Annotated in this window: 8 protein-coding genes; 6 read left to right on the top strand and 2 right to left on the bottom strand. The window is 72.9% G+C overall.

The genetic code is table 11. The annotated features are described in order from the left end of the window. Positions 1-4: 4 nt before the first annotated feature. Positions 5-1,084, top strand: a complete 1,080-nt coding sequence (gene dapE / locus AB0J66_RS09335) for a succinyl-diaminopimelate desuccinylase (RefSeq protein WP_364657721.1) — start codon at positions 5-7, stop codon at positions 1,082-1,084. On the opposite strand, the gene AB0J66_RS09330 is transcribed toward dapE, so the two are convergent. Beyond that, positions 1,081-1,272: a hypothetical protein gene (locus AB0J66_RS09330; protein ID WP_364657719.1), complete on the bottom strand. Its 192-nt coding sequence runs from the start codon at positions 1,270-1,272 to the stop codon at positions 1,081-1,083. The genes dapE and AB0J66_RS09330 overlap by 4 nt on opposite strands. A gap of 179 nt (positions 1,273-1,451) precedes the next feature. Here AB0J66_RS09330 and AB0J66_RS09325 point away from each other — a divergent pair, with 179 nt between their 5' ends. The 5 genes from AB0J66_RS09325 to AB0J66_RS09305 all read left to right on the top strand — a co-directional run bounded on the left by AB0J66_RS09325 (position 1,452) and on the right by AB0J66_RS09305 (position 11,770). Continuing rightward, complete coding sequence (locus AB0J66_RS09325) at positions 1,452-2,231, top strand: TIGR00730 family Rossman fold protein (RefSeq protein ID WP_364657717.1); 780 nt, start codon at positions 1,452-1,454, stop codon at positions 2,229-2,231. 1 nt (position 2,232) lies between these two features. After that, entirely contained in the window at positions 2,233-2,778 is a 546-nt protein-coding gene (locus AB0J66_RS09320; protein WP_364657714.1) for a TIGR00730 family Rossman fold protein, read from the top strand. 248 nt (positions 2,779-3,026) lie between these two features. After that, positions 3,027-4,049 carry a LacI family DNA-binding transcriptional regulator gene (locus AB0J66_RS09315; protein ID WP_364657712.1) on the top strand — a complete coding sequence of 341 codons (1,023 nt, stop codon included), beginning with the start codon at positions 3,027-3,029 and terminating at the stop codon, positions 4,047-4,049. Between the two features lie 78 nt (positions 4,050-4,127). Next, positions 4,128-8,390 carry a UvrD-helicase domain-containing protein gene (locus tag AB0J66_RS09310; RefSeq protein ID WP_364658662.1) on the top strand — a complete coding sequence of 1,421 codons (4,263 nt, stop codon included), beginning with the start codon at positions 4,128-4,130 and terminating at the stop codon, positions 8,388-8,390. Beyond that, on the top strand, positions 8,387-11,770 hold the full coding sequence (locus tag AB0J66_RS09305) for a UvrD-helicase domain-containing protein (protein WP_364657710.1): 3,384 nt from the start codon (positions 8,387-8,389) through the stop codon (positions 11,768-11,770). Before AB0J66_RS09310 ends, AB0J66_RS09305 begins: the two co-directional genes overlap by 4 nt. Here AB0J66_RS09305 and AB0J66_RS09300 read toward each other — a convergent pair. Beyond that, a complete protein-coding gene (locus AB0J66_RS09300) occupies positions 11,751-12,173 on the bottom strand; it encodes a pilus assembly protein CpaE (protein WP_364657708.1) in 423 nt (140 codons plus the stop codon). The two genes, AB0J66_RS09305 and AB0J66_RS09300, sit on opposite strands and share 20 nt — an antisense overlap. Positions 12,174-12,182: the final 9 nt, after the last annotated feature.

Genomic DNA, 12,182 nt, shown 5'->3' with positions numbered 1-12,182 from the left:
CGCTATGGCCAACCCCCTGACCGCGGACGTGTTGGTCGACCCCGTGCAGCTCACCCGCGCCCTGGTCGACGTCGAGTCCGTTTCTCGCGACGAGCGGCTGATCGCCGGGCACGTCGAAGAAGTCCTCCGCCAGATGCCGCATCTCAGCGTGGACCGCCTCGGCAACACGGTGATGGCCCGCACGGATCTGGGCCGCGAACAGCGGGTGGTGCTCGCCGGCCATCTGGACACGGTGCCGCTGAACGACAACTTCCCGTCGACCGTGGTCGACGATCTGATCTACGGCTGCGGCACCGCGGACATGAAGTCGGGCGTCGCCCTGGCCCTGCACCTGGCGGCCACGCTGCCCGACCCCGGCTACGACATCACGTACCTCTTCTACGAGGCCGAGGAGATCGACTCCCAGTTCAACGGCCTGCGCCTGGTCGCCGAGGAGAAGCCGGAGTGGCTGCGGGCCGACTTCGCCGTGCTGCTCGAGCCCACGTACGGCGTGGTCGAGGCCGGCTGCCAGGGCACCCTGCGGGTCCAGGTGCGTACCACCGGCCGCCGGGCCCACACGGCCCGCGCCTGGCGCGGGGTCAACGCGATCCACGCGGCGGGCGAGGTGCTGCGGCGGCTTGCGGATTACCGGGCCCGCACAGTCACGATCGACGGCTGTACGTTCCGTGAGGGGCTCAATGCCGTACGCATCTCCGGCGGTGTCGCCGGAAACGTCGTGCCGGACGAATGCATCGTCGAGGTCAACATGCGTTTCGCCCCCGACCGCACCGAGAAGCAGGCGCTGGAGCACGTGCAGGAGGTCTTCGAGGGCTTCGACGTCGAGCTGACCGACTCGGCCCCGGGCGCGCTGCCCGGTCTGACCGCGGCCCCGGCGCGGGAGTTCCTGGCCGCCGTGGGCGCCGAGCCGGCGGCAAAGCTGGGCTGGACGGACGTGGCGCGCTTCGCGGCGCTGGGCATCCCGGCCCTCAACTACGGCCCGGGCGACCCGCTGCTGGCCCACGCCCAGGACGAGCACGTCGAGATCGGCAAGATCCGCGACGGCGCGGCGACGCTGCACCGCTGGCTCGCCTCGTCGGACTTCTAAGCGCTCTGGATCCGGACCCGGCCGATGGCCGGGGCCGGCTGCGGCAGCGAGCCGGGCGGGATCTCGACGGTCTCTTCCGGATCCGAGGCGGGCCGGGCGCCGAAGGCCATCCGGCGCTCCTCGACGACCAGTTGGATGCGCCGCTGCATGCGGCGCTGCATCTTCATACGTTCGTATCGGGTCGTCACGGGTGGCTCCTTAAGCCCGAGTGGCCGTGCCGCGAGAAAGATTTCGGTAACTGTACAGACGCATGAGAGCTACCGTCCGTTGCTTCAATCTGGCAAAAAGGTCGGCGGCCCGCAATCCTCTTACCGAAACCCACCCGGTTGTTCACCGGGTTACTGACCGTCCGCACTACCTTTTAGGCATGACGGACAGCACCAACGGGCGACGCCAGGGCGGGGCGGAGCGTCATCGCGGCGCCGTCACCCTGCGCCGCGAGTCGATTCCACCGAGCACGGCCGACGAGAAGCTCCTCGATTCGCACCACCGGCGCGAGTGGAAGACCAAGGACGCGTGGCGGGCGCTGCGCATCCTCTCCGAGTTCGTCGAGGGCTTCGACACGCTGGCCGACCTGCCGCCCGCGGTGAGCGTCTTCGGCTCGGCCCGCAGCACCCCCGAGAGCCCCGAGTGCGAGCTCGCGGCCGACCTCGGGGCGGCGCTGGCCGAGGCCGGCTACGCGGTGATCACCGGGGGCGGGCCGGGCGTGATGGAGGCCGCCAACCGTGGCGCCACCGAGGCCGGCGGCATGTCGATCGGGCTTGGCATCGAGTTGCCGTTCGAGCAGGGCATCAACGACTGGGTCGACATCGGCATCGACTTCCGGTACTTCTTCGTCCGCAAGACCATGTTCGTCAAGTACGCCCAGGCGTTCGTGGTGCTGCCCGGCGGCTTCGGCACCCTGGACGAGCTGTTCGAGGCGATCACGCTGGTGCAGACGAAGAAGGTCACCCGCTTCCCGGTGATCCTGATGGGCACCCAGTACTGGTCCGGCCTGCTCGACTGGATCAAGGGGACGCTGCTGGCCGACGGCAAGGTCAGCGAGAGCGACCTGGAGCTGCTGCAGGTCACCGACGACGTCGACGAGGCGGTCCAGATCATCGTGGACGCCGACGCGGCCCTGGCCGAGTCGAACGGGAAGCGCTGACGTGGCCGCGATCGGCGTCTTCTGCGCCTCCTCCAGCACCCTCGAGCAGAAATGGCTCGACCTCGCCGCCAACACCGGCCGCGAGCTCGGCGCCCGCGGTCACTCGCTGGTCTCCGGCGGCGGCTGCGTCGGCATGATGGGCGCGCTGGCCGACGGCGCCCGGGCCGGCGGGGCACACACCCTCGGCGTGATCCCGCAGTCGCTGGTCGACCTCGAGGTGGCCGACCTGGCCTCCGACGAGCTGATCGTCACCACCGACATGGGCAGCCGGAAAAACCTCATGATCGAGCGGTCGGACGCGTTCATCACGCTGCCCGGCGGGCTCGGCACCCTCGACGAGCTCTTCGAGGTGTGGACGACCGCGACCCTCGACCTGCACGACAAGCCGATCGTGCTGCTCGACCCGGAAGGCTTCTACGACGGGTTGCGGGCCTGGCTCGACCAGCTCGCCGACACCGCTTTCGTCCGTTCGGCCGCCCTCGAACGGGTGATCATCGCGAAGTCGATCGGCGCCGCCCTCGACGCCATCGAGGAACACCTGAGTTAGAGGTGTCCCGCCGGGCGGGTGTCACCACACCTACCCGGCGGGACCAGGGCCCCGGCGAGCCCGCCGAGGGACGGGGGCGCGCCGGGCGCGTTCTCACCGGACGCGCCGGTGCGCTCGCGCCGGCCGACGGCGGCGTCGCGCTCGCCGGGGGCTGAATGCGTTTAGCCCGACCGTGCTCCTGCCGGGCCCCGCCGTCAATAGATGTCGATCAGTGGTTTCGGTTTGGCCGATCGTGGTTGACTTTCGTCATGCCGCCGCAACGGGCGACCCTCCTGCAGGTCGCACAGCGGGCCGGCGTGTCCCGCAGCACCGCCTCCTTCGTCCTGGCTGGACGCCACGTGGACATGAGGATCTCCGAAGACGCCCGGCAACGGGTCCTCCGGGCGGCCCAGGAGCTGGACTACCGGCCCAACCTCATGGCGCGCAGCCTGCGCACCAAGGTCACCCGGACGATCGCGCTGGTCTCGGACACGCTGGCCTCCGACCCGTACGCCGGGCGGGCGATCCAGGGCAGCCTGGCCGCCGCCGTCGGGCGCGGGCACCTGCTGTTCATCGGCGAGACCGAGGGCGACCCGGTGATCGAGGAGAAGCTGATCTCCGACTTCCTCGACCGGCAGGTCGACGCCTTCATCTACGCCAGCATGTTCACCCGCTACGTGCGCGTGCCCAAACTGCTCAAGGACCGGCCGGTGGTCCTGCTCAACTGCCTGACCCGCGGCGCCCAGCCGGCCCACCACCAGATCATTCCGGACGAGCTGACGGCCGGGGCCGACGCCGCCACGACATTGCTCGCGGCCGGGCACCGCCAGCGCATCCACCTGGTCGGCACGCCGGCCCCGAAGGTCTTCGCGGCCCGCGAACGCCTGGCCGGCATCCGGGCCGCGCTGGCCGGCGAGGGCGGCAAGCTGGCCGGGGTCGTCGAGTGCGACTGGTGGCCCGACTCCGCGTACGAGGCGGTGTCCCGGGCCCTCGACGACGGGCTGGCGCCGAGCGCGCTGATCTGCCTCAACGACCGGATCGCCCTCGGCGCCTATCAAGCCCTGCGCGACGCCGGCCGCTCCGTGCCGGGCGACGTCTCGGTCGTCTCGTTCGACGACTCCGAGCTCGCGGCCTGGCTCCGGCCCCAGCTCACCAGCATCGCGCTGCCCCACTACGAGCTCGGCTGGCAGGCCGTCGAGACCCTGCTCGGCCCGCCCCGCGAGCCCGCGGTGACCCGCCTGCCCATGCCGGTGCGCCGCCGGGCCTCCGTCAGCCGGCCGGCCGCTGAATAATCGTCGTACCCTCGTGGTTTCCTTGATGCCGTGAGCACGCCGGCCCCCTCCGCCGCGGTGCGCCGTCCGGCGTACCGCCTGGTCCGGCGTCCCCCCGCCCCCCTGCCGGCCATTCAGGAAGACCCCCTCCAGCGGTACGTGGTCTCGCACGTCGACGGGCCCCTGCTAGTGGTCGGCGGCCCCGGCACGGGCAAGACGACCACGCTCGTCGAGTCGGTGGCCGCCCGCGTCGCCGACGGCGCCGACCCGGAAAGCATCCTGGTCCTCACCTTCGGCCGCCGCGGCTCGGCCGCCCTGCGCGACCGCATCGAGGCCCGGATAGCCGGCGACCCCGGCCGCATCGTCCACGAGCCCCTGGTGCGCACCTTCCACGCGTACGCCTTCGGTCTGCTCCGCCGCGCCGCCGCCGAGCGCGGCGAGCCCTCACCCCGCCTGCTCACCGGCCCCGAGCAAGACCTGATCATCCGCGAGCTGCTCGAGGTGGCCGGCGACCCCGAGGCCACCGACGCGATCGGCTGGCCCGAGGCGCTGCGCCCGGCCCTGCCGACCAAGGCCTTCGCCCAACAACTCCGCGACCTCATGCAGCGCGCCGCCGAGCGCGGCATCGGCCCGGCCGAGCTGGCCCGCCTCGGCGAGCGCCTGGGCCGCGACGACTGGCCCGCCGCCGCCCGCTTCCTCCGCGAGTACGTCGCGGTCCTGGCCCTGCGCGACGTCACCACCCGCGGCTCCACCGCCTACGACCCGGCCGAGCTGGTCCGCGCCGCCGCCGGCCTGCTGCTCGACACCCCCGGCCTGCTCGAGGCCGAACGCCGCCGCCTGGCCTACGTCTACGTCGACGAGCTGGCCGACACGGATCCCGCCCAGATAGAGCTCCTGCACCTGGTCGCCGGCGGCGGCAAGCCCCTGGTCGCCTTCGCCGACCCCGACGCCTCCATCTACGGCTTCCGCGGCGCCGACCCCGGCGTCGTCTCCACCTTCCCGTCCCACTTCCGCACAGCTTCCGGCGCCGTAGCCGAAACCCTCACCCTCCACACGAACTACCGCGCCCAGCTCCCCCTGCTCTCCGCCACCAGCCGAGTCTCCCGCCGCATGCGCGGCCCGATCAGCCACCGCCCCATGCACCCCCCAGCTCCACCCGCGCCGCCCGAGCCCACCACCTCGCCCCCGCAGGCTGAGACCACCACCTCGCCCGTGTCGGCCGAGCCTGTCACCTCGCCCGTGGCGGCCGAGACCACCACCCCTCCCGGGCCGGCTGAGACCCTTCCTGCGCCAGCGGGTCAAGTCGAAACCTCCGCTCTGCCGCCAGTTGGAACCGGGTCCTCCGCCGTCACCCCCACTCCTGGCGAAACGCAGTCCTCAGAGCGCCGTTCGCCTTCGTATAAGTCCGAAATGTCCGCTCAGGGGCGGCCCTCGGCCGAGTCTGACGCCCCCACCCGGCCCGTGCCTCCTGGCAAGTCCGAGACCTCCATCCGCCCGTCACCCACGCATGGCGGATCCGCGCCCGACTTGTCCCATTCAGCCGAAGCCCCGTCCGCACCCGGAGCCCTCTCCGTGGCCGGGGGGTCTTCGGCCGGATCGAGCGGCGAAGGCGACAGCGCGAGCGATCCCAATGGCCCGGCCGGCAGGGCGGGCCGCGGGGGAGGGCTTGAGGCTGGGGCGGTTGTCCGGATTTTTCGGGCGGCTACGGCTGAGGCGGCCTATGTGGCGCATGCCCTGCGGGAGGCTCATCTGCTGCATGGGGTGCCGTGGTCGCGCATGGCAGTGGTGTTGAGGTCGACCTCTTTGCAACTGCCTTCGTTACAGCGGGCGCTGGCGGCGGCGGGGGTGCCTACTGTCACGCATGCGGAGGATCTGCCGCTTCATCTGCAGCCTGCTGTGGCTCCCTTCCTGTTGCTGCTTCGGTGTGCGTTGTCGCCCGAGGTGTTGAACGAAGAGGCGGCGGTGGCGCTGCTGCACTCGCCGCTGGGTGGGGCTGATCCGCTGGCCGAGCGGCGGCTTCGGCAGGGGCTGCGGGCGCTGGCGCTCGCCGCCGGTGATCGGCGGCCGTCGGGGGAGTTGCTGGTCGACGCGGTGCGGGATCCGGCCGGGCTCGACATGGTGGAGCGGCGCTGGGCGCTGCCGGCGCAGAACGTGGCCCGGCTGCTGGCGACCGCGCGGGAGGCCGCGGCGGCGCCGGGCGCGACGGCCGAGCAGGTGCTGTGGACGGTCTGGCGGGCGAGCGGTCTGGCCGACCGGTGGTACGCGATGAGCACCCGCAACGGGCCGGCCCCGGAGAACGCGGACGCGGGCCGGGCCCGGCAGTGGCGGGCCGAGGCGGCCGACCGGGATCTCGACTCGATGGTGGTGCTGTTCGACGCGGCGGCCCGGTTCGTCGACCGGCTGCCGGGGGCGCGGACCGAGGTCTTCCTCGATCACGTGCTCGCGCAGGATCTGCCGGCCGACTCGATCGCGCCCAGCGCCGACCGGGGTGAGGCTGTCCGGCTGCTGACCGCCCATGCCGCCAAGGGCCTCGAGTGGGATGTCGTGGTGCTGGCCGGGGTTCAGGAGGGCATCTGGCCCGACCTGCGCCTGCGGGGAAGCCTGCTCGGCTCCGAACGCCTCGTCGACTTCCTCGCCGGCCGTGCCGCGTCCGGCGAGGCCGCGGTCGTCGGCCAGACCTCGGCCCTGCTCGACGAGGAACGCCGCCTCTTCTACGTGGCCGCCACCCGGGCCCGCCGCAAGCTGATCGCCACCGCCGTCGCCTCCGCCGGCGTCGGCGGCTCCGAGGGCGAGGAGCAACCCAGCCGCTTCCTCAGCGAACTGGCCGAACCCGAAGCCGGCCCCGCCCTGCCCCCACCCGACCCCGACGACCCCGGCCCGACCGAGCCCGACCCCGACCCGTCCGACCCCGGCCCGGACCCCACCGACGCTGACCCCGACGGACACGCCCCCGCTGCGCCCGATTTGTCCGATCAGGAGCCCGACCCATGGGCCGCCGAGCCGTCGGCCGCGGAGGGCGAGACGCCAGCTGCGGCGGAGGATGAGCCGGCCACAGAGGGACAGAAGGCGGCTGCAGGGAACGACAAGCCGGCCGCGGAGGCGGGCAAGTTGGCCACGGAGCGAGAGGAATCGGTCGCGGAGGCGGCCGAGCTGGCCACGGCGGGGGGCAAGCCAGCCGCAGAGCGGGAACAGTCAGGCGCGGGGGCGAAGAATCCGGCCGCGGCGGGAAAGATGTCACCGGCCCCGGCCGACGGCGGGGTCGCGGTCCGGCTGGAGGAGGCGGTTCTGTTCGGGCCGCGTCCCGATGTCGAGCCCGGCTTCGAGACCCCGGCCGACGACCAGCCGAACGTGCTGGACCAGGGCGGGGACGGGGAGCTGACCATGGGGCGGCCCCCGCGGGCGCTCACCTTGGCGGCGTTGGTGGCTGAGCTGCGTACGGTCGTGGTCGGCAGCAACCAGACGCCCAGCCGGCGGCGGGCCGCGGCGGCCGAGCTGGCCAAGCTGGCGCGGGCCGGTGTGCCGGGGGCGCATCCGGACGAGTGGTGGGGGCTGCGGCCGCTCTCCGACGACCGGCCGCTGGTCGACGAGGGGCAGCCGGTCAAGGTGACTCCCTCCTCGATGGAGAGCGCCCTTCGGTGCAGCCTGCGCTGGCTGCTGGAGCGGCATGGCGGGGCCGCGCCGGCCGGGCCCGCGCAGGGGGTCGGCAATCTGGTGCACGCCGCGGCCATGCTGGCCGAGGACGCCAACGCCGACCGGGAGAAGCTGATTGATTATGTGAGCGGGCGCTTCGACGCGATCGAGCTCGCCGCGCGCTGGCTGGCCGGGCCGGAGCAGGAGCGGGCGCAGGGCATGGTGGACAAGCTGTTGCGCTGGCTGGCCTCCAATCCGCGGCGGCTGCTGGCCATCGAGCACGAGTTCACCGTTCGGCTGGAGGACGAGAAGCGGCCGATCGAGTTGACCGGGCGGGTCGACCGGCTGGAGATCGACGACGAGGGGCGTCTGGTCGTCATCGATCTGAAGACCGGCAAGACCACCGCCGTCTCCTCGGCCGACCTGGAGGAGCACGCGCAGCTCGCCGGCTATCAGACCGCGGTGCAGGCGGGCGCCTTCTCCGATTACGGCGACGAGAGCGGTGGCGCCGCCCTGGTGCAGCTGGGCCCGGGTAAGGACGCCCGCGAGCAGATGCAGTTGCCGCTGGCCGACGCCACCGATCCCGAGTGGGCGCATGCGATGGTCAAGCGGACGGCCGAGACGATGGCCGCCGCCACCTTCTCGGCGGTGGCCAACAGTCGTTGCCGGGTCTGCCCGGTCCGTACCAGTTGCCCGATCTCCGGGAAGGGCCGCCAAGTGGTGGAGCAGTGACCCAGCCGAGCCTGTTCGCCGACGAGACGCCGGCTCCGCGGCGGCGCGCCGACGCCGGACCCCGCTACACCCCGGAGGAGCTGGCCCGGCTGCTGCGCCTGCACCGGCCCACCCCGGAACAATCCGAGATCATCTCGGCCCCGGTGGAGCCGCTGCTGGTGGTGGCCGGGGCCGGGTCGGGCAAGACCGAGACCATGGCCTCGCGGGTGGTGTGGCTGGTCGCCAACGGCTACGCCCATCCGGACGAGATTTTGGGCCTCACCTTCACCCGCAAGGCGGCCGGGGAGCTGGCCCATCGGGTCCGGACCCGGCTGGGTCAGCTGGTCCGGCGGCTCGGCCGCGATGACGCGCTGGCCGGCGAGGCCACCATCTCGACCTACCACTCGTACGCGGCCCGGGTCGTCACCGAGCACGGTCTGCGGGCCGGGTTCGAGCCGTCGGCGCGGCTGCTGACCGAGGCGGCCCGCTGGCAGATCGTCGACTCGCTCGTCCGGTCGTACACGGGGGAGATGACCGGCGTGAACCGGGCCCCGGGCACGGTCACCGATGACGTGCTGGCCTTGTCGGGGGAGCTGGCCGAGCATCTGGTCGCCCCGGACGATCTGGCCGCCTGGACCGGCCGGTTCTTCGCCGAGGTGCAGGAGCTGCCCGGCCGGGTCTACAAGGATGTGGCCGACATGCTGGGCCGGCAGCGTCTGCGGCTGACCCTGCTGCCGCTGGTCCGGCTCTACGAGCGGCGCAAGCTCGACCTGGAGGCGATGGACTTCGGCGATCAGATGGCCCGGGCCGCCACGGTGGCCCGTGATCATCCCGAGGTGGGCGCGATCGAGCGCGGCCGCTACAAGATCGTCCTGCTCGACGAGTACCAGGACACCAGCCACGCGCAGGTGACCATGCTGAACAACCTGTTCGGCGGTGGTCATCCGGTCACCGCGGTCGGTGACCCCTGCCAGTCGATCTACGGCTGGCGCGGCGCCTCGGCGGGCACGCTCGAGCGGTTCCCGTCCGAGTTTCCGCGGCGCGACGGCACCCGGGCCCGGATCCGGGCGCTGACCCGCAGCTGGCGCAACCGCCCGGAGATCCTCAAAGTGGCCAATGTGCTCTCGGCGCCGCTGCGCGCGTTCGGGGCCCAGGTCGAGGAGCTGCGGTCGGCGGCCAAGGTGGCCGCGGTAGGTGGGCGGACGGTTTCCTGCGCGCTGCTGCCGACCTTCGCCGACGAGGCCGGCTGGATCGCCGACTCGATGCTGCGGGCCTGGCAGATCGCCGCCGACCTGCCGGGCACGCCGCCCGAGGAGATCCCGCTCGAGAAGCGCCCGACCAGCGCCGTCCTGGTCCGGGTGCGCAGCCAGATCGCCGCCATCGAGGAAGCCCTGCGGGACCGGGGGCTGCCGGTCGAGGTGGTCGGCCTGGGCGGCCTCCTGGACACCCCGGAGGTACGCGACGTCGTGTGCACGATGCGGGTGCTGGCCGATCCCACGGACGGGGCCTCGCTGCTCCGCCTGCTCACCGGCGCCCGGTGGCGGATCGGCCCGCGTGACCTGGTCGCGCTGCACCGCCGGGCCCGGCATCTGGCCGCGGCCCGGGCCGCCGTGGTGGCTTCGGCCGAGCCCGACGACGTGGTCGGGGACCGTCTGGACGACGCCACCCTGGTCGAGGCGATGGCCGATCTGGGCGCCCCGCAGCAGTACTCCGCCGAGGGGTATGCGCGCTTGCACGTGTACAGCCGGGAACTCAGCTCTTTGCGGCAGCGCCTGGACCAGCCGTTGCCCGATCTGGTGGCGGACATCGAGCGTACCGCCGGTCTGGATGTCGAGGTCGCCGTGCGGGGCTGGGCGGCGGGCGATGCCGGTCTGGCCCGCGGCCATCTGGACGCGCTGGGTGACACGGCCGCCCGCTATGCCGCCGAGACCGACGGGGGCACGCTGGCCGGCTTCCTGGCCTTCCTGGCCGCGGCCGAGGAGGAGGAGCGCGGCCTGGAGCCGGGCCAGGTCGACGTGGTGGAGGGTGCGGTGCAGATCCTGACCGCGCACGCCGCGAAGGGTCTGGAGTGGGATGTCGTGTCGGTGGCCGGCCTGAGCCGTGGGGTGTGGCCGGGGCAGAGCCGCAACACCGACCACTACCTGATGGGCGTCGGCGTGCTGCCGTTCCCGCTGCGCGGCGACCGGGACGGCCTGCCCCGGCTCGACCTGTCCGAGGCGCTGGAGCAGAAGGACGTGGTCGGCGCGGTCACCGCGTTCGGCCGGGCCTGGCGCGAGCACGACGAGCGGGAGGAGCGCCGCCTGGCCTACGTCGCGGTGACCCGGCCGCGGCGCCTGCTGCTCTGCTCCGGCTACTGGTGGGGCGACGGGGTGAAGCGCCCGCGCGGCCCGTCGGTCTTCCTCGACGAGATCCGCGCGACCTGCGACGAGGGCGCCGGTGTGGTCGACGTGTGGACGTCCGAGCCCGCGCCCGGCGCCACCAATCCGGCCGATCAGCAGGACAAGACGGTGGAGTGGCCGTCCGACCCGCTGGGCCGGCGCCGCCCGGGCATGGCGGCGGCGGCCGACCTGATCCGCCGGATGATCAGTCAGTCCGATCCGTCGGCGGCCGAGGCGTTCGTGGAGCTGGCCGAGCAGGAGCCGGAGATCCTGGCCCGGGCCGGCCTGGCCGCCGACCTCGTCGCCATCCCGGCCGCCGAGGGCGATCCGGACATCGACCGCTGGCGCAAAGAGGCAGACCTGCTGCTGGCCGAGCGTGACGAGCGGGCCCGGCGCGACGGCCCGATCGAGGTCGCGTTGCCCCCGCATCTGTCCGTCTCGCAGCTGGTGGTGCTGCGCCGCGACCCGCAGGCGCTGGCCCGGTCGCTGCGCCGCCCGCTGCCGCCGCGGCCGATGCCGCACGCCCGGCGCGGCACCGCGTTCCACTCGTGGCTGGAGCAGCGGTTCGGGGCCGAGCGCCTGATCGACATCGACGAGCTGCCGGGCGCGGCCGACGACGACGCGGCGGCCGACGAGGAGCTGGCCGCCCTGCAGGCGGCCTTCCTGGAGAGCGAGTGGGCCGACCGCACCCCGGTCGAGGTGGAGGTCCCGTTCGCCACCACGATCGCCGGGGTGGTCGTGCGGGGCCGGATGGACGCGGTTTTCGCCGAGTCGGCCAACCGCTACGACGTGATCGACTGGAAGACCGGCCGCCGGCCCGAGGGGGCCGACGCCGAGGCGGCCGCGATCCAGCTCGCGGCGTACCGGATCGCCTGGGCCTCGCTGGCCGGCGTGCCGGTCAACCGGGTCCGGGCCGGCTTCCACTACGTCCGTGAGCAGGTCACCGTGCGCCCGGTCGACCTGCTCGACGCCGAGCAGCTGGCGGCCCTGGTCGAGCGGATCCCTACTCCAACGGGTGATTGATCCCGGCGGCGGCCAGCAGATGCAGCAGGGCCGCCGCGTAGGCGCCCTCGGCCGTGTCGGCCGTGAAGACCCGCTCCTCACCGAGCAGGTCGATGCGTGCTTCAAATCCGGAAGAGGAGCGGCTGAGCTGCCGGAACGTCCCGCCGAGAAGCTCCCGGAGCTGATCCTCGCGGGGCAGCCAGACCGTCTCGTCCATCTCGACGTCGTCCAGGGCCCACTCCGTGGTGCCGTTGAAGCCGATCACCTGCCCCTCCGGCATCGTGTGCACCTCGATGGTCATGTTGCTGAGCACGAAGACCTCGTCGTCCAGGTCCCGGTCGGGGATGGCGAAGCGGTCGCCCAGCGCCGGTTTCCAGGTCAGCCCGGCCTCCTTGAGCTGTCCCGCGAGTTGTACGCCGATCACTGGCAGTCC

The organism is Actinoplanes sp. NPDC049598 (assembly GCF_040675435.1).
GTDB lineage: Bacteria > Actinomycetota > Actinomycetes > Mycobacteriales > Micromonosporaceae > Actinoplanes.
This window is presented reverse-complemented; position numbering and strand designations above follow the sequence as displayed.